Raw genomic sequence first — 20,490 nt, 5'->3', positions numbered from 1 at the left:
TCTCCCCGGGGGGGAGAGGGAATAACCCGATCCTCACGGGCGAGGCCACGCCATGACCCTTCTGTTTCAGCTTCTCGTCAACGGCCTGATCGTCGGCGCGCTGTATGGCGTGGTCGCCATGTCCTTCGTGCTGATCTACAAGGCCAGCCGCATCGTCAACTTCGCGCAGGGCGAATTCCTGCTGATCGGCGCCTGGACCTGCTGGTGGCTGCTGACCAGCTGGCAGTTGCCCTTCTGGATCGGCTTCCCGATCACGCTGGTCTTCATGCTGGCCTTCGGCGTCATCCTGCAGATCGTCGTCTTGAGGCCGATGATCGGCGAGCCGATTATCTCCGTCATCATGGTGACGATCGGCCTGTCGATCGTCTTCCAGGCGGCGATGAAGTGGATGTTCGGCGTCTTCGCCAAGCCCTTCCCGCCGATCTTCGCCAGCCCCACCATGAACCTGTTCGGGCTGGAGGTGCAGACCGTCTACGTCATGTCGCTGGTCATCTCGATCCTGATCATGGCGGGCTTCGGCTGGTTCTTCAAATACTCGCGGACCGGTCTCGCCATGCGGGCCACCGCCTTCGACCAGCAGGTGGCGCAGTCGCTGGGCATCTCGGTCCGCCACATGTTCGCGATGAGCTGGGCGATCTCCGCCATGGTGTCGGCGGTGGCCGGCGTCACGGTGGGCGTGGTCAACGGCGTGTCGTCGGCGCTGTCCTTCTTCGGCATCAAGGTGTTCCCGGCGGTGATCCTGGGCGGCCTCGACAGCGTCATCGGCGCGGTGGTCGGCGGCCTGATCGTCGGCGTGCTGGAGAACATGGCGCACTACCTGGACAGCCAGTGGCTGAACTGGGGCAACATGTACGAGATCGCGCCCTTCTACGTCCTGATCGCCATCCTGATGATCAAGCCCTACGGCCTGTTCGGCACCAAAGACATCGAGCGCGTGTGAGGCCCCCATGGCATCCGTCAGCATCATCCCGAGCGGCGATTACAAGACGTCCTACGGGTCCGACACCACCATCTTCCCGACCAGGACCAGCCGCAACTTCGCGATCCTGGGCGTGGTCCTCCTGCTGGCCTGCCCGGCCTTCATGGACCGCTACTGGCTCAGCCTGCTGATCCAGATCGGGTATCTCGGCATCGCGGCGCTCGGCCTAAACATTCTGGTCGGCTTCACCGGCCAGATCTCCATCGGCCATTCCGCCTTCTTCGGCTTCGGCGCCTTCGCCTCGGCCTGGCTCAGCAACAGCCTGGGCGTCCCGGTGGCGCTGGCCATTCCGCTGGCGGGCGTCGTCACCACGCTGGTCGGGCTGCTGTTCGGCATGCCGGCGGCGCGGCTGAAGGGCCTGTACCTCGCCATCGCCACGCTGGCGGCGCAGTACATCCTGCAGGACTTCTTCGCCCGCGCCGACTGGTTCACCGGCGGCACCGCCGGCACCATCGCCGAGCCGCTGACCATCTTCGGCTTCGCCTTCGACACCGACGAGCGGTACTTCTACGTCGCCCTGGTGGCGCTGGTGGTGATGTACATCCTCGCCACCAACCTGATGCGGACCCGCGACGGCCGCGCCCTGGTGGCGGTGCGCGACCATTATCTCTCCGCCGAGATCATGGGCATCAACCTGACGAAGTACCGGACGATGTCCTTCGGCATCTCCGCCTTCTACGCCGGCATCGGCGGCGCGCTGTACGCCCATTACCTGCAGTTCGTGTCGGTCGAGGGCTTCACCATCCTCTTCTCGATCCAGTTCCTGGGCATGATCATCATCGGCGGGCTGGGCTCGATCATGGGCACGCTGATGGGCACCGCCTTCATGGTCTTCCTGCCCGAGGCGATGCAGGCCCTGACCAAGCTGGTCAGCGGCACCGCGCTGGATACCGCGCTGAACCTGAAGGACAACATCGCCTTCCTGCGCGAGATGTCGATCGGCCTCGTCATCATCCTGTTCCTGGTGTTCGAGCCCGACGGGCTGGCCCACCGCTGGAAGCAGATCAAGGCCTACTGGAAGCTCTATCCCTTCTCGCACTGATGCCTAAGCTTTTGCCGATCAACAAACAGAACAGAATGGGGAGTAAACGCACCATGTCGATCAAGACCGCGCTCTTCGCGACCTCTGCGCTTCTGCTGGCGACCTCCGCCACCGCTTATGCGGACATCCCGGTCGGCCATCTGGCGGACCAGTCCGGCGCCACCTCCGACGTCGGCGTGCCCTATGCGCAGGGCGTGTCGGACGCGCTGGCCTACATCAACGCCCATGGCGGCATCAACGGCACCAAGCTGGCGGTCGACACCGTCGACTACGGCTATCAGGCGCCGCGCGCCATCAGCCAGTACAAGAAGTGGTCGTCGGGCAGCGACAAGATCGCCGCTCTCCAGGGCTGGGGCACCGCCGACACCGAGGCGCTGACCGGCTTCGTCGGCAAGGACGAGATTCCGGCCTATTCCGGCTCCTACTCCGGCCACCTGACCGACCCGACCGGCAAGGGCCCGCACGGCTCCAAGCCGGCGCCCTACAACTTCTTCTACGGCCCGTCCTATTCCGACGCGCTGCGCGGCATGCTGATGTGGGCGGCTGAGGACTGGAAGAAGCAGGGCGGCCAGGGCAAGCCGAAATACGTCCACATGGGCGCCAACCACCCCTATCCCAACGCGCCGAAGGAAGCCGGCGAGCAGCTGGCCAAGGAGCTGGGCTTCGAGGTGCTGCCGGCCGTGCAGTTCGCCCTGACCCCCGGCGACTACACCGCCCAGTGCCTGACCCTGAAGCAGTCGGGCGTCAACTACGCCTATCTCGGCAACACCGCCGGCTCCAACATCTCGGTGCTGAAGGCCTGCCAGACGGTCGGCGCCAAGGTGCAGTTCATGGGCAATGTCTGGGGCATGGACGAGAACGCCGCCAAGGCCGCCGGTTCGGCCGCCGACGGCGTGGTATTCCCGATGCGCACGGCGGTGACCTGGAACGCCGAGGTGCCGGGCATGAAGACGCTGAAGGACATCTCCAAGATCTCCGACCCGTCGGGCAACGCCTATCGCCCGGTGCATTACATGGCCGGCGTCTGCACCGCCTACTACATGAAGGAGGCGATGGACTGGGCGTCGAAGAACGGCGGCGTCACCGGCCCGAACATCCGCAAGGCGATGTACCAGAAGAAGGATTGGGTGCCGGCCGGGCTCGAGGGCGTCTGCGTTCCGTCGACCTGGACCGACACCGACCACCGCGGCATGACGGCGGTCAACATCTACCGCGCCAAGGTGTCGGGTGAGACCGGCGCCAGCGTGGACGATCTGGTCAAGGCCGGCACCATCAAGCTGGACAAGCTGACCACCGTCGACGTTCCGCGCAAGGCGGAATGGCTGGGCTGGTAAGTCCTTGAGCAAGCGGCGCCTCCGCCCCGTTTCCGGCGGGGGCGCCCCCCTTCTTACGAACAGTTCAGGTGCCGCATGCTGACCACCGCCACGGCCGCTTCGACCAACGCTCCCGCCCAAGCCGGAATGCCGCCCGTCACGGCTGCGAAGCGGATGATGCTGTCCGTCAACAACATCGAGGTCGTCTACAACGACGTGATCCTCGTGCTCCGCGGCCTCAGCCTGGAGGTGCCGGAGGGTGAGATCGTGGCCCTGCTGGGCGCCAACGGTGCCGGCAAGTCGACGACGCTGAAGGCGATCTCCGGCCTGCTGAAGACCGAGGACGGCGAGGTCACCCGCGGCGACATCACCTTCAACGGCGAGCGCATCAACGGCATCGACCCCGACCAGATCGTCCGCAAGGGCATCTTCCAGGTGATGGAGGGCCGGCGCATCATCGCCGACATGACCTGTCTGGAAAACCTGCGGCTCGGCGCTTACACCCGCCGCGACAACGGGGTGAAGGACGACCTGGACATGGTCTTCAGCTATTTCCCCCGGCTGAAGGAGCGCACCGGCCTTGCCGGCTACCTGTCCGGCGGCGAGCAGCAGATGCTGGCCATCGGCCGCGCGATGATGGCGAGACCGAAGCTGATCCTGATGGACGAGCCCAGCATGGGCCTGTCGCCGCTGATGGTTAAGGAGGTGTTCAGCATCGTCCAGCAGATCAACAAGGACCTTGGCGTCACCATCCTGCTGGTGGAGCAGAACGCCCGCATGGCGCTGCAGGCAGCCACCCGCGGCTACATCATGGAGAACGGCAAGGTCGTGCTGGACGGCACCGCCGACGAGCTGCGCAACAACGAGGACGTGAAGGAATTCTACCTCGGCGGCGGCAATGAAGAGCGCAAGAGCTTCAAGAATTTGAAGAGCTTCAAGCGGCGCAAGCGCTGGATTTGAGCCTCTCGGAGCTGCCGGCTGACGATGCCCCCACCCTAACCCTCCCCCGCTGGACGGAGGAGGGAACTGCCGCCGCTCTCCCGCATCAGCACTTGCTCCCTCCCCCGCCCAGCGGGGGAGGGTAGGGGTGGGGGCAAGACCCGCGTCACCTCGGCCGACCCCTGAACGGACGAACGACCATGACCGATTACTACGACGACCTCGAAACCCGTTCCTCCGACCGGCGCGAGGCCGAGCAGTTCGCGGCGCTGCCCGTCCATCTGCACCACGCCAAGGACGCGGCACCCTATTTCGGCCGGCTGCTGGCCGACATCGACCCGGCGTCGATCCACGACCGCAACGCGCTGGCCACGCTGCCGGTGACGCGGAAGTCCGACCTGATCGCGTTGCAGCAGGCGGATCCGCCCTTCGGCGGCCTGGCGGCGGTGGAGGTCGGGCGGCTGGCCCGCGTCTTCGCCTCCCCCGGCCCGATCCATGATCCGGAGCCGCATGGCACCGATCCCTGGCGCAGCGCCCGCCCGCTGTTCGCCGCCGGCTTCCGTGCCGGCGACCTCGCCCACAACTGCTTCGCCTATCACCTGACCCCCGCCGGCTCGATGTTCGAGACGGGGGCGCACGCCATCGGCTGCGCCGTCATCCCCGCCGGCACCGGCAACACCGAAATGCAGGCCCAGGTCGTCGCCAGCCTGAAGCCGCGCGGCTATATCGGTACGCCCGACTTCCTGAAGATCATCCTGGAGAAGGGCGACGCGCTGGGGCTGGACGTGTCGTCGATCCGCATCGCCAGCGTGTCGGGCGGCCCCTATCTGCCCGACGCCCGCGCCTTCTACGAGGCGCGCGGGCTGGAGGTCTACCAATGCTACGGCACCGCGGATCTCGGCATCGTCGCCTATGAGACGGAGGCGCGCTCCGGGCTGGTGGTGAACGAGGGGTGCATCGTCGAGATCGTCCGTCCCGGCACCGGCGACCCGGTTCCCGACGGCGAGGTCGGCGAGGTGGTGGTGACCATCTTCAACCCGGCCTATCCGCTGATCCGCTTCGGCACCGGCGACCTGTCGGCGGTGCTGCCGGGGACCAGCCCCTGCGGCCGGACCAACATGCGGCTGAAAGGCTGGATGGGCCGCGCCGACCAGACCACCAAGGTCAAGGGCATGTTCGTCCATCCGAGCCAGGTGGCTGAGGTGCTGCGCCGCCATCCCCAGGTCGCCCGCGCGCGTCTGGTGGTGGGGCGGCAGGATGCCAGCGACACGATGACGTTGCGTTGCGAAGCGGAGGAGAGCGGGGAGGGCTTGGCCGCCGCCATCCGCGAGACGCTGGCGTCGGTGACCAAGCTGAAGGGGGCGGTGGAGTTCGTGGCGCCGGGGAGTTTGCCGAACGACGGCAAGGTGATCGACGATACGCGGGGGTGAGTGGGTGGTGAAGTTAGACCCCCACCTGACCTCCCCCGCTCTCAGCGGACCTGCGGTCCGCCTGCCGCGTCAGCACAAAGCGAAGCTTTGTGCGAGAGCTGGGCGGGGGAGGGACTACCGCCGCCTTCCTGAGCAAGCACTTAGTCCCCTCCCCCGCCCAGCGGGGGAGGGTTAGGGTGGGGGTCTAACTTCGCAAGAATACCGCCCTCAGCACTCCGCGTCCGCCTGCGGCATCAGCTCGTACTGCGGCTTGTAGCCCGGCTGGGCGCGGACGCGGTCGGCCCAGGCCTGGACGTTGGGATAGTCCTTGGCGTCGATCCCGGATTCGGTCAGCAGGTCGATCCAGGGGAAGGCGAAGATGTCGGCGATGGTCAGCCGGTCGCACTCGATGAAGCTGCGGCCGGCCAGATGCTGGTCGAACAGCTTCAGGCCGCTGGCCGCCGAGGCGTCGATCCAGGGCAGGGCGTTGGCGTCGCCGTTGAACTTGCGCACCGCGCGGGCGCGCTGGACCGGCAGCAGCACGTCGGCCAGCCAGCTCAGCCATTCGGCGAGGCGGATCTTTTCGACATCGTCGCGGCCGCCGAACTGGCCGGTCTGTTCGGCCAGATAGGTCAGGATCACGCTGGACTCGGAAACCGACCGGTCGCCATGCACCAGCGTCGGCACCCGGCCGAAGCGGTTGATCGCCTGATATTCGGGCGACTTCTGCTGACCGTTGCGCAGGTCGACATGGCGGTACTGGAAGGGAATGCCGCCCAGCCGGAAGAACAGCGCGATGCGGGTCGCGGGCTGGGAATTCATGTTGCCGTAGAGGATGAAAGGCGCGGTCACGTTGCTCTGTCTCCCTGATTTGCGGACACCGGATCGACCAGTGTCCGGCATTTCAGGGAGCATGGCCTCAACCGGCCCGGCCGCGCCAGCGGAAACCGCGCCCACCTCCCCTCCGCCTCACACGTCGCTGGTCGCCGGCTCCTGCACCCGCTTCACGCCGAGCAGCTTCAGCACATAGCGCTCGTACACCGGTTCGCTGATGCCCTTGCGGACCTTGCGCAGGAAATAGCGCTCGAACCCGATCTTGGCGAAATGGACCCAGCGTCCGTGCGACGACCAGTTGACGTTGCGCGGCGGAATTTGCGGCATGGCGACGAAGGCGACGCCGCTGTCGCCGAAATCGGCGAGGCACAGCGCGCTCCAGGTCGCTTCCTCCACCGGCTCCTTGCCGTCGAGCAGGGAGCGGATGTTGCGGGCGGCGGCGGTGACCATCGTCTCGATCATATAGCCGGTCTTCGGCACGCCGACCGGCACCGGCGTCTTTTCCACCGGCGGGATGGCGATGCAGACGCCGACGCCGAAGACGTTGCGGTGGGTCGGATTGCGCTGGTGCCTGTCGGCCAGGACGAAGCCGCGCGGGTTGACCAGCCCCTCCGCACCGCGCAGGGCGGCGATGCCGCGGAAGGCCGGCAGCATCATGGTCAGGCGGCTTTCGACCACATGCGCCGTCTTCTCCCGGCCGTTCTCGTCCATCTCCGTGACATGCACGGCGTCGGGGGTGAAGCGGTCGGTGCGGGCGTTGACGATCCACTTGATGTGACGCTCGCGCAGCGCCGATTCCAGCAGCCCCTTGGTGTCGCCGACGCCGCCCAGCCCGAGATGGCCGACATAGGGTTCCGACGAAATGAAGGTGATGGGGACCTTGTGGCGGATCTTCCGGCGCCGCAAGTCGGCGTCGGCGATCATCGCGAACTCATAGGCCGGGCCGAAGCAGGAGGCGCCCTGCACCGCGCCGATCACCAGCGGGCCGGGGTCGCGGCAGAAGGCCTCCCAGCGCTCCGCCGCCTCCACCGCATGGTCGACATGGCAGATGGAGATGGTGTTGGCCTGCGGACCGAAGCCTTCGATCTCGTCGAAGGCCAGTTCGGGGCCGGTGGCGATCACCAGCTGGTCGTAGTCGAGGCTGGTGCCGTCATTCAGCTCCAGCCTGTTCTCCTCCGGTCGCACCCGACGGCAGCCGACCGGCGTGAAGGCGATGCCCTTGCGGGCGAAAGGTTCGGCAAGCGGGACGGTGATGTCCTCCCGCTTGCGCCAGCCCACGGCCACCCAGGGGTTGGACGGCACGAACTGGAAGCTGTTGCTGTTCGACACGACGGTGATCCGATCCTCCGGCCGTGCCAGTTCCTTCATTTCGTAGGCCATCGGGATGCCCCCGATGCCCGCCCCCAGGACGACGATATGCGCCATTGCTGTTTCCTCTCCTAAGGCAGGCCTTCTTCTCGGTCATCTCGACGGATTGACCGGCGGGCCTTGCGTTTGTGGAAGATGTGCGCCGCCGCTCCCTCAGGAGAAGGCGACGCCGGAACGCGCGCCCAGCCGCTTCAGGATCATCGCCAGCGGGCAGAAGCCGGTGAAGGAGGCCTGCAGCAGGTTGGCGCCGACGAAGGCGGTCAGCCAGAGCCACTGCGGGCTGTGCAGTTGCGACAGCGCCAGACTGACCAGGATCATGGTCCCGGCGAAGGCCATCACGATTCGATCGATGCTCATGTCCGTGTCTCCGGTGGGGAAGAGGGGAGTGCCGACGAATGGTCCGGCGGCGGTCCGTCGCAGTAGAGGCCCTGCAGCACCTCGATCACCGCGGCGGCCTCGGTGCTGGCCAGCGCATAGACGATCGAATGCCCAACGCGCCGGGTGCGGACGAGGCCGTCGGCGCGCAGCCGGGCCAGATGCTGCGACAGGGCCGATTGGCTGAGTCCGATGGCGGCCACGAGCGCGCCGACGCACATCTCCCCGTGCGCCAGATGGCAGAGGATGGAAAGGCGCCGTTCGTTGGCGATCGCCTTCAGCAGGCGCGCCGCGGAGCGGATATGGCGGCCATCCGAATCATTCATTGACACTAAATTAGAGTATTCTAAATTAAAGGTCAACAGGCGTCCGCCGCACCTATCCGTCCGTTCCTGCCGTTCGAGGTGGCCCAATGTCCCGTCGATCCTCTCCAGCCATTCTGGCCGCCCCCCTCGCCCTCGCCCTGGCCCTGCTGTGCGTCGCCGGCTTCCCGCCGGGCGCGCGCGCCCAGCAGACGGCCCCGCAGGCGGAGGTGAAGGCGACGGTGAAGTCGGAGCTACCTGCCAGCATCACCATCCAGCCCCGCCCGGTGGAGGATCTGAAGGCCGTCTACGCCACGGTGGAAAGCGTCCACGAGACGCTGGCCCGCACCCGCATCGGCGGCACCATCGCCGAGCTGAAGGTGAAGGAAGGGGACAAGGTCACCACCGGCCAGCTGCTCGCCACCGTCCGCGACCCAAAGCTGCCGTTGCAGATCGTCTCGCTGGACGCGCGCATCCAGGCTTTGCAGGCGCAGCAGCATCAGGCCGAACTGGAGCTGGACCGGGCGCAGCGCCTGCGCGCCAGCGGCACGGGCACGCAGCAGCGGCTGGACGACGCGCAGTCGGCGGTGGACGTCGCCCGCGCCCAGATCGCCGCCATGAAGGCGGAGCGGGCGGTGGTCGAGCAGCAGCTGCGCGAGGGCGAGGTGCTGGCCCCGGCCAACGGCCGCATCCTGCAGGTCAAGGTGATCGACGGCGCGGTGGTGGTCCCCGGCGAGACGGTGGCGAGCATCGCCACGGAAACCTATGTGCTGCGCCTGCATCTGCCGGAGCGCCATGCCCGCTTCATGCATGAGGGCGACCCGGTGCTGGTCGGCAACCGCGGGCTGGCGCCGGCCACGCCACAGGCTGCCACTCCGCAGGCTGCCGCTCCGGTTGGTGAAACCGCGTTGAAGCGCGGCACCGTGCGGCAGGTGTATCCGGAACTGTCGGGCGGGCAGGTGGTCGCCGACGCCACCGTCACCGGGCTGGGCGACTTCTTCGTCGGCGAGCGGGTGCGCGTCTATGTGGCGACCGGCACACGGCAAGCCATCGTGGTGCCGCCGGACTGGATCGTCCGCCGCTTCGGCACCGATTTCCTGCGGCTGGCCGACGGAAGCGAAACGCCGGTGCAGGTCGGCGGACCGATCCCGGCGCTGGACGGCCAGCCCGGCGGGATCGAGGTGCTGTCGGGATTGAAGCCGGGCGACGTGATCGTCCGGCCGGAGGGCGTGTGATGAAGCTCGGCATTTCCGGGGTGTTGACGCGGACCTTCATCCGCTCGCCCCTGACCCCCCTGCTGCTGCTGGCCTCGCTGGTGGTCGGCGCCGTCGCGCTGATGTCGCTGCCGCGCGAGGAGGAACCGCAGATCAGCGTGCCGATGGTGGACATCCTGGTCCGCGCCGACGGGCTGAAGGCCGACGATGCGGTCGAGCTGGTGACCAAGCCGCTGGAGGAGATCGTCAAAGGCATCGACGGGGTCGAGCACACCTACAGCCAGACCATGGACGACCGGGTGGTGGTGACCGCCCGCTTCCTGGTCGGCACCTCTTCCGACGACGCCATCCTGCGCGTGCACGAGAAGGTGCGCGCCAACATGAACCGCATCCCGCTCGGCATTCCGGAACCATTGATCGTCGGGCGCGGCATCAACGACGTGGCGATCCTGACCCTGACGCTGGCGCCCAAGCCGGACGAGGCGGGGCGCTGGACCGATACCGCGCTGCACGGCGTCGCCGACGAACTGCTGGCCCAACTGGTCCAGGTCGAGGATGTCGGCAAGAGCTACATCGTCGGCGGCCGGCCCGACCAGATCCGGGTGGAGCCCGATCCGGAAAAGCTGGCGCTGTTCGGGGTGACGCTGAACCAGTTGGTCGACAAGGTGAAGAACGCCAACCGGTCCTTCATCGTCGGATCGGTGCGGGCACAGGGCGGCAGCCTGCCGGTGGTGGCGGGACAGACCCTGCAGGGCACCGCCGACATCGGCCTGCTGCTGGTGACCACCCGCGACGGACGCCCGGTCTATGTCAAGGACGTGGCCGACATCGTCGTCGGCTCGCGGCCCGACGACAGCATGGCCTGGACGATGACGCCGGACGGCAAGGGCGGGCTGGTCCGCACCCCGGCCGTCACGCTGGCCATCGCCAAGCGGGCCGGCGCCAACGCCGTCACCATCGCCGAGCGCGTGCTGGAGCGCGTCCACGCCATCGAGAGTGAGTCGCTGCCGAAGGGCCTGACGCTGACCGTCACCCGCAATTACGGCGAGACCGCCAACGAAAAGGTGAACGAGCTGCTGTTCCATCTGGCGCTCGCCACCGTCACCATCGTCGCGCTGATCGTGCTGGCCATCGGCTGGCGCGAGGGCATCGTGACGCTGATCGTCATTCCGACGACCATCCTGCTGACCATGTTCGCGTCCTGGCTGATGGGCTACACCATCAACCGGGTCAGTTTGTTCGCCCTGATCTTCTCCATCGGCATCCTGGTGGACGACGCCATCGTCGTGGTCGAGAACATCGATCGTCATTGGGCAATGAAGGACGGCCGGTCCAAGGTGCAGGCCGCCATCGAGGCGGTGGCCGAGGTCGGCAACCCCACCATCGTCGCCACCCTGACCGTCATCGCCGCGCTGCTGCCGATGATGTTCGTGTCCGGCCTGATGGGGCCGTACATGAGCCCGATCCCCGCCAACGCGTCGGCGGCGATGGTGTTCAGCTTCTTCGTCGCCATGGTGCTGACGCCCTGGCTGATGGTGAAGCTGCGGCCCGGCGAGACGCCGGCTGCCGGACATGAGTCAGGACATGGTGGCGGCCACGAGGGCGGCGGCGCGCTGGGACGGATGTATCTGGCGGTGGCACGGCCGCTGATCCGCAGCAAGCGTCGGGCCTGGACCTTCCTGCTGGTGGTCGGCGTCGCGACCCTGGCCTCGACCACGCTGTTCTATACCAAGGACGTGGCGGTGAAGCTGCTGCCCTTCGACAACAAGTCGGAACTGCAGGTCGTCGTCGATCTGCCGCGCGGCGCCTCGCCGGAGGAGACCGAGCGCGTGCTGCTGACCGCGGCGCGGGCGATTGGCGACCTGCCGGAGCTGGAGAGCGTCCAGGCCTACAGCGGTACCGCCTCTCCCTTCAACTTCAACGGCCTTGTCCGGCATTACTACCTGCGCGACCAGCCGGAGCAGGGCGACCTGCAGGTGAACCTCGCGCCGAAGGGCGAGCGCAGCCGCAACAGCCACGAGATCGCGCTCGACGTCCGCGCCCGGCTGAAATCCGTTGCGGTGCCGGACGGCACGACGGTCAAGGTGGTCGAGGTGCCGCCCGGCCCGCCGGTGCTCTCCACCCTGCTGGTCGAGGTCTATGGCCCCGATGCGGCGACACGGCAGAAGGCGGCGCACATCGTCGAGGACGCCTTCCGCAGCGTGGACTTCATCGTCGACGTCGACAACACGGTCCGGCCGCCCGGCGAGCGGCTGCGCTTCGCGCTCGACCATGAAAGCCTGGAGTTCCATGGCGTCGAGGAACAGGCGGTCTACGACACGCTGCAGGCGCTGGTCGGCGGCGTGCCGGTCGGCTATTCCCATCGCGGCGCCGGGCGCAATCCGATCGAGATCGCGGTGCAGCTGCCGAAATCCGGCCTGTTCCTGTCCGAACGCATCCTCGCCACCCCGGTGCCGGGCACGCGCGGCACGGTGGAACTGGGCGATCTCGTCACGATGACGCGGGAGCCGGCCTCCTACCCGCTGTTCCGCCGCAACGGCCGCTATGCCGAGATGGTGATGGCCGACCTCGCCGGCCGGTTCGAGGCGCCGATCTACGGCATGCTGGCGGTGCAGGACCGCTTGAAGCAGGTCGATTGGAAGGCTGCCGGTCTGGGCGCGGAACCGGAGATCCTGCTGCACGGCCAGCCCGAGGACCAGAGCAAGCCGGCGCTGCTGTGGGAGGGCGAGTGGGAGATCACCTATGTCACCTTCCGCGACATGGGGGCGGCCTTCGGCGTGGCGATCCTCGGCATCTATCTGCTGGTGGTCGGCCAGTTCGGCAGCTTCAAGCTTCCGCTGGTGATCCTGGTGCCGGTGCCTCTGACGCTGATCGGCATCGTGCTCGGCCACTGGCTGTTCGGGGCGGCCTTCACCGCGACCTCGATGATCGGCTTCATCGCGCTGGCCGGTATCATCGTCCGCAACTCCATCCTGCTGGTGGACTTCATCCGCCACCTGCGGGAGCGCGGGATGAGCGTGCGCGAGGCGGTGCTGGAGGCGGGGGCGATCCGCTTCAAGCCGATCCTGCTGACGGCGGTCGCCGCGATGATCGGCGCCGCCTTCATCCTGACCGACCCGATCTTCCAGGGGCTGGCGATCTCGCTGCTGTTCGGGCTGCTCAGTTCGACGCTGCTGACCGTGCTGGTGATCCCGGCGATCTACGTCGTGCTGCGCGGCGACGCGCCCACCCCGCCGCCGCAGCGGGGGGAGACGGCAGAGACGCCGCAGGAAAAGGCCGTGGCGGCGAGGGAACTGGTGGGGACGTGAGGGAGTCCCCTCTCCCCCCCGGGGAGAGGGTTAGGGTGAGGGGGGTGCGTTGCAGGATTTTCACAAGGGTCCCGCCGTGCATCCCCCTCACCCCGACCCTCTCCCCGCTTTCGGCGGACCGGAGGTCCGCCTGTCGCGTCAGCGCAAACTTCGTTTGCGCGTGAGCGGGGGGGAGAGGGGGATTTCGGACGCGCAGAACAGGTGGTAGAGGTCGCCCAGGATCGGCCGCACCCGGTCGGAGCCGATGCGGTAATGGATCGCGGTGCCCTGCCGGCGGGTGGCGACCAAACCCTCCTCGCGCAGCTTGGCGAGATGCTGGGACAGGTTGGATTGCGACAGGCCGAGGCGGCGCACCAGTTCGCCCACCTGCATCTCGCCCTCCAGAAGGCTGCACAGGATCATCAGCCGATGGCGACTGGCGATGGAGCGCAGGAAGCCTTCCGCCTCCGCGGCGCGCGCTTCGAAATCGGCAGCCTCGAAATCGGGGGTATTGAGTGCTGTATCGCCCAGCGTTGAGGTCATCGCCTGGACCATCCTGCCGTCGGAAGTCTGCAAATTAGGGTAAACTAATATAACCCCTGGCAGAGTGGGTTCAAGGGATTTGTCGGCCGCATGGCGGCTCAGCCGATCCGCCGCAGCGACAGGCCCGACGCGGCGATGCGGAAGCTGCCATCCGGCGTCGGCTCGACCGGCTCGCCGCCGTCGAGGCGATAGCTCTTGCTCTCCGGAACCCAGCCGGCCGGGCCGCGGAAGGTCACCATCTGGATGAAACTGGTCGTCTCGACCACGGCATGGGTGCTGCCGTCCTCGGCCGTCGCCTCGAAGCGGTCCGTTTCCATCTCCTGACGCAAAGGCATCGACCTGCTCCCTCCCACATCCGCAGCGGTCCATAGCCTGCCATGGCGCCGCCAAAGCAAGGCATAAGTTTAATTTGGGGCTTCCGCGAGGAAAGCTCGTTTGTTCGCGCACCCCCGGCTTTTTATCGTCCGGCCATCGAAACAGCGGAAAACGGGGTTGGAGATGATCGGAAGACGGGGATTCCTGGCGGCGACGGGCGGGGTCCTGCTGCTGTCGGCGGCAGGGGCGGTGGCTGGGGCGCAGGCTGCGGAAGGCAAGAAGAGCAAGGCTGGCAACGCGTCCGGCAGCGACGCGCTGGCCGGAAAGATGACGGAGCTGGAAGCGCGCAGCGGCGGCCGGCTTGGCGTCGCGGTGCTCGATACCGCAAACGGCAAGCTGCATGGCTGGCGCGGGGACGAGCGGTTCCCGATGTGCAGCACCTTCAAATTTCTATTGGCTGCCGCCGTGCTGAAGGCTGTGGACCAGGGCAAGGACCGGCTGGACCGGCGGATCCCGGTGACCAAGGCCGATCTGGTGCCCTATGCCCCCTTCGCCGAAACCCGGCTGAACGGCGCGCCGCCGACGGTGGCCGAACTGTGCGAGGCGGCGATGACGCTCAGCGACAATGTCGCGGCCAACCTGCTGCTGCCGGGGATCGGCAATCCGGCCGGCCTGACCGCCTTCATGCGGGGCATCGGCGACAAGACCACCCGGCTGGACCGCAACGAACCGACGCTGAACACTGCCATCCCCGGCGATCCGCGCGACACCACCACGCCGGCCGCCATGGTGCGCAGCATGGAACGCATCCTGGTCGGCGACGTGCTGCGGCCGGACTCCCGCCGGCAACTGATCGACTGGATGGTCGCCAACAAGACCGGCGACAAGCGCCTGCGCGCCGGGCTGCCGGCCGGCTGGCGGGTGGGGGACAAGACGGGGACCGGCACCAACGGCACCGCCAACGACATCGCCATCGTCTGGCCGGAGGGCCGTGCGCCGCTGCTGGTCGCCTGCTACCTGACCCAGACGGCGGAGGGCTTCAAGCAGCAGGACTCCATCCATGCCGAGGTGGCGCGGGCGGTTGCCGGCCTGATCGGCTGAGGCCCTTCAAGCGAGTAGGGTCAGGCGGGAGATGCCGGCGTCGGTTGCGGCGGCTGGGCCCATCGCACGATGGACCGCACGGCGTTCAGGGCGTTCACATTGTCCTGAATGTGAAAATGCCGCCGCAACTCGGCGACCGCCGCCCACTCGCCGCTTTCGTGAAACGCCTTCTGGATTGCGGCGGCTTCATCCTGGCTGACGCTGAACATCCGACCCTCATGGCCGACCTTGCGACCTTCGCCGCCGATCATGCACCGGCGATGGTGTCGGTTGCAAGATCACCGACGGCCGATCCTTGCTGACGGGCCGGGAAAGGATGGGCGGCGGCATAGGCGGCGATCCGGCCGGCGAGATGGTCGGCCAGCGCGTCGACCCGCAAGGGGCGGCGACGGCCGGAGGCGAACAGCAGCTGGAGCGGGGAATCCTCGTCGCTCCAGTCCGTCAGCAGCGGACGCAGGCGTCCGGCGGTGACGTCGGCGGCGACATCAAGCCAGGATTTGTGGGCGATGCCGCAGCCGGCCAGCGCCCAGTCGCGCAGCACCGCGCCGTCGTCGGTGGCGCGGTCGGCCTCCACGACGATGCTGCGCTCGCCCGCCGGCCCGGCGAAGCGCCAGCGGTTCAGCGGCTCCCGGCCGCGCAGCAGGACAAGGCAGCGATGGCCGCGCAGATCCTCCGGCATGGTGGGGGTGCCGTGCGCCTCCAGATAGGCGGGCGAGGCCACCGGCACCCGGCGTGACGGTGCCATCCGCCGCCGGACGAAGGCGGAGTCCGGCAGGGCGCCATAGCGCAGCGCGCAGTCGAGATCGTCGCGCAGCAGGTCGGCCAGATGATCGCCCAGCAGCAGGGTGATGCGGATGGCCGGATGCCGGTCGTGGAACTCGTCGAGCCACGGGCGCAGGATCGTCCGGCCGAAGTCCGATGGCGCCGCCAGCCGCACCGGCCCGGCGAAGCGGCTGCGGTCGCCGGCCAGCCGTTCGGCCGCCGCATCCAGCTGTTCCAGAGCCTGCCGGCAACTGGCGAGATAGGCGGCGCCGGCATCGGTCGGGCGGACGCTGCGCGTCGACCGTTCGAACAGGCGGGCGCCCAGCGCCTGCTCAATCCGTTTCAACGCGGCGCTCGCCGTCGCCGGCAGCAGGCCGAGCTGCCGCGCCGCCGCCGACAGGTTGCCATGCTCCGCGACGGCAAGCAGCAGGCGAAGGTCGTCGAGCGCGATCATTGTCAAATCTCGTTTGGCAATATCTCAAAAACTCCCGGGATTATCCGCCAAGGCGCCGAGGGAGACAATCAGGTTCAAGGCAAGAGGGACGGCGCCGCCGCCCGGCCTCAGGAGATTTTCCCATGACAATCGAAACAGCGGCCGGTGCCGCATCGCTGGCGGATCGCAGCGTGGTCGTCATCGGCGGCGGGTCCGGCATCGGCCGGGCGGTGGCCGCGGCGGCGCGCGGGCAAGGGGCGCGGGTGGTCATCGCCGGCCATGACGCGGTGAGGACCCGCATCGCCGCCGAGGCCTTGGGGGTCGAGGGGCTGGTCGCCGACCTGGGAGACCGCCGCAGCCTGGACGCCCTGTTCCGCAGCGTCGGCAGCCTCGACCATCTGGTGGTGACCGCCGGGCCGCAGATCGGGTCCCCCGCCTTCGCGCAGCTCGACCTCGCCGCCGCCCGGCGGGCTTTCGAGGTGAAGCTGTGGGGTGCGGCCGACGCGGTCCAGGCGGCGCTGCCGCATCTGGCGCCGGACGGGTCGGTGACGCTGACCTCCGGCCTGCTGTCGCGCAAGGCGAGTGTCGGGTCTCTGGCCAAGACGGTGATGAACGCCGCCGTCGAGGCGTTGGGCAAGTCGCTGGCGAAGGAGCTGGCGCCGCTGCGGGTCAATGTGGTGTCGCCGGGCGTGACGGCGACGGAGAACTGGCGGGCCATCCCGGCGGACGGGCGCGACGCCTTCTTTGCGAAGGTCGGGGGCGGGCTGCCGGTCGGCCGTGTCGGCCGCGCGGAGGAGGTGGCTGCGGCCTTCCTGTTCGCGGTGACCACGGCTTTCGTCACCGGATCGGTGATCGACGTCGATGGCGGAGGCTTGCTGTGAGCGGGTCCTTGTTTTCCCCCTACCGGCTGGGCGGGCTGGAGCTGCCCAATCGCATCGTCATGGCGCCGATGACCCGTGCCCGCGCCGGCGAGGACGAGGTGCCGTCGGATCTCGCCCCGGCCTATTATGCGTTCGAGTAGCAACGGACACTGTTGGCGAAATTGGGGCCTATGCCGTGGATAGCTGGAGAGCGGCGAAACGGGAGATACGGGTTTTGGCCAGGGGTCGGTCAGTCCACCAAGCTTCCAGGCGGACGATGTTGAGGGCGACGGCGGTCAGGACGTGCTGCAACCGCGTCTTGGCCAGCCCGATGTACCGGCAGTGCCGCAGATCGAAGAGTTGCAGGGCTTGGGCCAGCGTGCTCTCGACCCCGGCACGGGTCGCGTAGCGACGGCGCCATTCCTCCGTTTCTTGCTGACGGCGCGCGTCCTGAAGCGCTTCATGTTCGGCGCGTGGTCGGAAGGTGAGATTCCGTGGGCTGGTCTTGGCCTGGGTGCAGAGCGTCCGTGCTGGGCAAGCGGTGCACGCCCGGACGGGAAATTTGACGTGGATGACCGCGTTACCCCAATGGTCCGTCTTCGGCACCCAGGATGTGGCGGTCTGACCCTGCGGACAGGTCACGGTTCGGGTGTTCCAGCCGATGATGAAGGTGCCCAGGTCGTAGGCTTGGCGCGTCTTGCCCTGCCAACTGGCGTCGGGACGGACTGGCCCCACTATCTCGATCCCGTGCTCGGCCTGACTGGCCAGCAGCAACGGGGCATCGACGTAACCGGCATCGAGAAAATGCACCGCAGGTGCCAGATCTCGCGCCACCAGAGCTTCGTGAATGGGGGCGGTACGATCGATGTCGCTGACCGGCGCCGGCGTGGTCTCGACGTGTGTGATCAGGTGGGGCGCTCCGGCATCGCAGGTCTCGGTCAGATGGACCTTATACCCGACCCAGGTCACGCTGCGTTTGTTGGCGTAGCGCGCCTCCACGTCATAGGGCGAGTCATGGCGTTGGCCAGCCGGCGGCAACTCGGCCGCGGTCCGCCAGCGGACCTGCTCATCCTCGACGTAGAACTGGTGAACCCAGGTCCGGCGCAACGCCTGGACCGCCGGCAGGGCGTGCAGGCCGGTCGGAGCGCCCGGAGCGTAGACCGCCGCCAGGATCTGATGGCCGTCCCGGCCGATCCGCTCGGCCAAGGCGGTCCGTGCCGTCTCGCCCTTGGGCAGCCGATACTCCTCGACCCGGCGGCCATAGCGCTCGAACCAGTCGGGAGCGATCCACTCGGTCAACCAGGCCGGTGCCACCTCGGCCAGGCTGTTCAACGCGGCCCGCAATGTCTCGCCGACCGTTTCCAGCCGGTTGAGCCCACGGATGGCGGCCAGGACGTGAGTGGAATCGGAGCGCTGCCGGCCACCGGGCTTGACCAATCCGGCCTCCTTGAGCCGAACCAGCAGAGTCTCCAGCAACAGCATCTCTTGCTCTCCGGCGACCAGTCGGTCACGGAACTCGCTCAGTACGGAAAAGTCGAAGCCCGGATCGGTGAGATCCAAGCTGAGAGCGTACTTCCAGTCGATCCGCCCGCGCACGGCATCAGCCGCCTGCCGGTCGGGCAGGTCTTCCAGAAACTGCAGCACCGAGACCAGCGCCAACCGCCACGGCGCCGCCGCCGGTTGGCCCCGCTCGGGGTACAAGGTGGCGAACAGTTCGTCCTGGTAGATCGTCCCCAGCTCGTCGCGGAGGCGGAGAACGGTCGTGCCCTTGGGAAAGGCGGCCCGCGCGACGGTCGCGGTCGTCTCGGGCACCGGCGGAATGGGCTGCGGCTTGAGCGACATGATCGGCCCCCTTTATTGAGGATGTCTCCTCAACAGCCGCCGTTACCAGGCCGTGCTGAGGCCCCGGATTTCGCCAACAGTGTCAGCAACGGAACAGAAAGTCCGATAGAGCAGGGATGGCTGTACGGAAAACTTCTCTGCGCTGGTTTCCGTACAGCCGATCAATCCGACAGGGTTTTCCGTCTGCGAATCTGAGGTATTGGAACAGTCGGGCGATTCAACGTTATCCCATGTCGGCAAACAGGTGATTTCCAGCGGGGTGGTAGATATACAATTGATTCAATATTGCCACACCTCTACGTTAATGCCTTCAGCGCAATGGCTGTACTGAAAACAACGAAGCTATTTATGAAACCAAACATAAGTTCAGATATGGTAATTCGAAGCTTTCCAGCGTTTGGATATCCTTTCGGCTCTGGAATAATTAGAGCATATGCAAAAACAATAATGAAGGAGATTATCAGACCATATACTTTATGTGTGGATGGAGGGTAGACCTCGCTCATCGCTCCCCAGACAAATGCAACAACAGCTGCACACCCAACTGTCGAGAAGGACGTACCTGCGGAATAAAAATCCTTCGCTCCGGAGGATATGTAATCCAGAACTTCTGTATCGTTTTTCTGCATTAAAAACCTCTAGCCTCCTGTGTCGTTCCACCCAAATTTTGCCGATCGGCGAAGCGGGCAAGGAGCTTAGCAACAGTCTAAGCAACCATAAAGGGTGTAGCAACATTTAGCGCCACTTAACTTGCGGAAGCCGCATGCTTTTGCCATTTTTGCAACACCAGAGACTTGAAACGGACTTTCTGTTCCAATGCCACTGAGATCCCTAAAATGCGTGACGCGCCGGCGCCGGGCTGATCGTGACCGAGGCGACCCAAGTCGGCCCCAGCGCGGCGGGTGTAACGTCGCGCAGCTCTGGCATACCGGGCGGGTGTCGCATCCGATGTTCGATGGCGGGGCGAAGCCACCGGCTCCATCGGCGATCCTGCTGGCGGAATTCCGCGCCGACAGCCTGTTCGGCGGCGGGGCGACGGGCTACACCGATTATCCGGCGGTCGATTCCACCGATTGAGGCTCAGGCGCCTTCCATCTCGGCGTCGGGCTCCATGCCGCCGGACTCGTCGAAATAATCGCCGGCGACGTCCGGCCCCCATTCCTGGACCAGCGCCACCTTCTTCTGCTTCAGCACCTCCACCCGCTTTTCGGCGCGGGTGACCTCCATCCCGGCGACCAGCGGCGGGATGCCGTAATAGAGGCCCCAGCCGACAGCGGCGGCGCTGTACATCACCAGCCAGGCCAGCGGGTCGGCGAACACCTTCGCTGCGGCGCCGATGGTGTGCTGGTGCTTCCACAGATCGATGGCGAAGGGCATGCAGCCGCAGAAATTCAGCCCGCCGACGGTGATCGGCGCCGATTTGTCTGGGTCGCGGTCGACGACATAGGCGACGATGGTCGGGATCATGCCGATGCCGAACAGGATGGTGGTCGGCAGCACGATCAGCGCCGCCGGGATGATCAGCAGGATCAGCGTGAGGCCGCCGCCCTTTTTCTTCTTCTTGCGCGCCAT

At 67.0% G+C, this 20,490-nt stretch carries 22 protein-coding genes; 11 read left to right on the top strand and 11 right to left on the bottom strand.

All coding sequences use genetic code 11. The features are described from left to right. Positions 1 to 52: 52 nt before the first annotated feature. The 5 genes from ACCD06_RS26625 (at position 53) to ACCD06_RS26605 (ending at position 5,703) form a co-directional block, all read left to right on the top strand. On the top strand, positions 53 to 940 hold the full coding sequence (locus ACCD06_RS26625; RefSeq protein ID WP_109152785.1) for a branched-chain amino acid ABC transporter permease: 888 nt from the start codon (positions 53 to 55) through the stop codon (positions 938 to 940). Positions 941 to 947: 7 nt separating this feature from the next. After that, a complete protein-coding gene (locus ACCD06_RS26620) occupies positions 948 to 2,021 on the top strand; it encodes a branched-chain amino acid ABC transporter permease (RefSeq protein WP_109157682.1) in 1,074 nt (357 codons plus the stop codon). A gap of 53 nt (positions 2,022 to 2,074) precedes the next feature. Continuing rightward, positions 2,075 to 3,355: an ABC transporter substrate-binding protein gene (locus ACCD06_RS26615; RefSeq protein WP_109157681.1), complete on the top strand. Its 1,281-nt coding sequence runs from the start codon at positions 2,075 to 2,077 to the stop codon at positions 3,353 to 3,355. 126 nt (positions 3,356 to 3,481) lie between these two features. Next, positions 3,482 to 4,294, top strand: coding sequence for an ABC transporter ATP-binding protein (locus ACCD06_RS26610; RefSeq protein WP_136704129.1), 813 nt, complete (start codon positions 3,482 to 3,484; stop codon positions 4,292 to 4,294). 179 nt (positions 4,295 to 4,473) lie between these two features. Next, the gene (locus tag ACCD06_RS26605) at positions 4,474 to 5,703 is read left to right on the top strand and encodes a phenylacetate--CoA ligase family protein (RefSeq protein WP_413344686.1); all 1,230 of its coding nucleotides are present in this window, start codon (positions 4,474 to 4,476) and stop codon (positions 5,701 to 5,703) included. A 207-nt stretch (positions 5,704 to 5,910) separates the two neighbouring features. Here ACCD06_RS26605 and ACCD06_RS26600 read toward each other — a convergent pair whose 3' ends face one another. The 4 genes from ACCD06_RS26600 to ACCD06_RS26585 all read right to left on the bottom strand — a co-directional run bounded on the left by ACCD06_RS26600 (position 5,911) and on the right by ACCD06_RS26585 (position 8,585). Beyond that, positions 5,911 to 6,534, bottom strand: coding sequence for a glutathione S-transferase family protein (locus ACCD06_RS26600; RefSeq protein WP_413344684.1), 624 nt, complete (start codon positions 6,532 to 6,534; stop codon positions 5,911 to 5,913). A gap of 117 nt (positions 6,535 to 6,651) precedes the next feature. Next, positions 6,652 to 7,941 (bottom strand): NAD(P)/FAD-dependent oxidoreductase, encoded by a 1,290-nt coding sequence (locus ACCD06_RS26595; RefSeq protein WP_413344682.1) that lies wholly within the window; start codon positions 7,939 to 7,941, stop codon positions 6,652 to 6,654. A gap of 96 nt (positions 7,942 to 8,037) precedes the next feature. Continuing rightward, entirely contained in the window at positions 8,038 to 8,241 is a 204-nt protein-coding gene (locus tag ACCD06_RS26590; RefSeq protein WP_109152792.1) for a DUF2892 domain-containing protein, read from the bottom strand. After that, on the bottom strand, positions 8,238 to 8,585 hold the full coding sequence (locus ACCD06_RS26585) for an ArsR/SmtB family transcription factor (RefSeq protein WP_109152793.1): 348 nt from the start codon (positions 8,583 to 8,585) through the stop codon (positions 8,238 to 8,240). Before ACCD06_RS26585 ends, ACCD06_RS26590 begins: the two co-directional genes overlap by 4 nt. Positions 8,586 to 8,671: 86 nt before the next feature. On the opposite strand from ACCD06_RS26585, the gene ACCD06_RS26580 reads away from it, so the two are divergent. Together ACCD06_RS26580 and ACCD06_RS26575 are read left to right on the top strand one after the other, a co-directional pair. Continuing rightward, positions 8,672 to 9,796: an efflux RND transporter periplasmic adaptor subunit gene (locus ACCD06_RS26580; protein WP_413344679.1), complete on the top strand. Its 1,125-nt coding sequence runs from the start codon at positions 8,672 to 8,674 to the stop codon at positions 9,794 to 9,796. After that, positions 9,796 to 13,083, top strand: a complete 3,288-nt coding sequence (locus ACCD06_RS26575) for an efflux RND transporter permease subunit (RefSeq protein ID WP_413344678.1) — start codon at positions 9,796 to 9,798, stop codon at positions 13,081 to 13,083. The genes ACCD06_RS26580 and ACCD06_RS26575 overlap by 1 nt, the downstream gene beginning before the upstream one ends. A gap of 138 nt (positions 13,084 to 13,221) precedes the next feature. On the opposite strand, the gene ACCD06_RS26570 is transcribed toward ACCD06_RS26575, so the two are convergent. Further along, positions 13,222 to 13,605 (bottom strand): ArsR/SmtB family transcription factor, encoded by a 384-nt coding sequence (locus ACCD06_RS26570; RefSeq protein ID WP_109157372.1) that lies wholly within the window; start codon positions 13,603 to 13,605, stop codon positions 13,222 to 13,224. A gap of 98 nt (positions 13,606 to 13,703) precedes the next feature. Then, positions 13,704 to 13,940 (bottom strand): hypothetical protein, encoded by a 237-nt coding sequence (locus ACCD06_RS26565; protein WP_109157367.1) that lies wholly within the window; start codon positions 13,938 to 13,940, stop codon positions 13,704 to 13,706. Positions 13,941 to 14,103: 163 nt separating this feature from the next. On the opposite strand from ACCD06_RS26565, the gene bla reads away from it, so the two are divergent. After that, a complete protein-coding gene (gene bla / locus ACCD06_RS26560) occupies positions 14,104 to 15,021 on the top strand; it encodes a class A beta-lactamase (RefSeq protein ID WP_413344675.1) in 918 nt (305 codons plus the stop codon). Between the two features lie 20 nt (positions 15,022 to 15,041). Here the strand turns inward: bla and ACCD06_RS26555 are convergent, their stop codons facing one another. Continuing rightward, positions 15,042 to 15,230 (bottom strand): hypothetical protein, encoded by a 189-nt coding sequence (locus ACCD06_RS26555; RefSeq protein WP_247870804.1) that lies wholly within the window; start codon positions 15,228 to 15,230, stop codon positions 15,042 to 15,044. A 38-nt stretch (positions 15,231 to 15,268) separates the two neighbouring features. Beyond that, positions 15,269 to 16,237 carry a LysR substrate-binding domain-containing protein gene (locus ACCD06_RS26550; protein WP_413344673.1) on the bottom strand — a complete coding sequence of 323 codons (969 nt, stop codon included), beginning with the start codon at positions 16,235 to 16,237 and terminating at the stop codon, positions 15,269 to 15,271. A 122-nt stretch (positions 16,238 to 16,359) separates the two neighbouring features. Between ACCD06_RS26550 and ACCD06_RS26545 the strand changes: the two genes are divergently transcribed. Together ACCD06_RS26545 and ACCD06_RS26540 are read left to right on the top strand one after the other, a co-directional pair. Further along, the gene (locus ACCD06_RS26545) at positions 16,360 to 17,097 is read left to right on the top strand and encodes an SDR family oxidoreductase (RefSeq protein WP_413344671.1); all 738 of its coding nucleotides are present in this window, start codon (positions 16,360 to 16,362) and stop codon (positions 17,095 to 17,097) included. Beyond that, entirely contained in the window at positions 17,094 to 17,237 is a 144-nt protein-coding gene (locus tag ACCD06_RS26540; protein ID WP_413344669.1) for a hypothetical protein, read from the top strand. The genes ACCD06_RS26545 and ACCD06_RS26540 overlap by 4 nt, the downstream gene beginning before the upstream one ends. A gap of 28 nt (positions 17,238 to 17,265) precedes the next feature. Here ACCD06_RS26540 and ACCD06_RS26535 read toward each other — a convergent pair whose 3' ends face one another. Then, on the bottom strand, positions 17,266 to 18,918 hold the full coding sequence (locus tag ACCD06_RS26535; RefSeq protein WP_413344667.1) for an IS1182 family transposase: 1,653 nt from the start codon (positions 18,916 to 18,918) through the stop codon (positions 17,266 to 17,268). Between the two features lie 296 nt (positions 18,919 to 19,214). After that, positions 19,215 to 19,547: a hypothetical protein gene (locus ACCD06_RS26530; protein WP_413344665.1), complete on the bottom strand. Its 333-nt coding sequence runs from the start codon at positions 19,545 to 19,547 to the stop codon at positions 19,215 to 19,217. A gap of 319 nt (positions 19,548 to 19,866) precedes the next feature. Between ACCD06_RS26530 and ACCD06_RS26525 the strand changes: the two genes are divergently transcribed. Next, entirely contained in the window at positions 19,867 to 19,995 is a 129-nt protein-coding gene (locus ACCD06_RS26525; protein ID WP_413344663.1) for a hypothetical protein, read from the top strand. A gap of 3 nt (positions 19,996 to 19,998) precedes the next feature. On the opposite strand, the gene ACCD06_RS26520 is transcribed toward ACCD06_RS26525, so the two are convergent. Then, the gene (locus ACCD06_RS26520) at positions 19,999 to 20,490 is read right to left on the bottom strand and encodes a hypothetical protein (RefSeq protein ID WP_109152802.1); all 492 of its coding nucleotides are present in this window, start codon (positions 20,488 to 20,490) and stop codon (positions 19,999 to 20,001) included.

It is taken from the genome of Azospirillum sp. CT11-132, from assembly GCF_047302835.1.
Taxonomy (GTDB): Bacteria; Pseudomonadota; Alphaproteobacteria; order Azospirillales; family Azospirillaceae; genus Azospirillum.
Note: the sequence above shows the minus strand (reverse complement) of the source record. Positions and strands in the feature narration are given on the sequence as shown.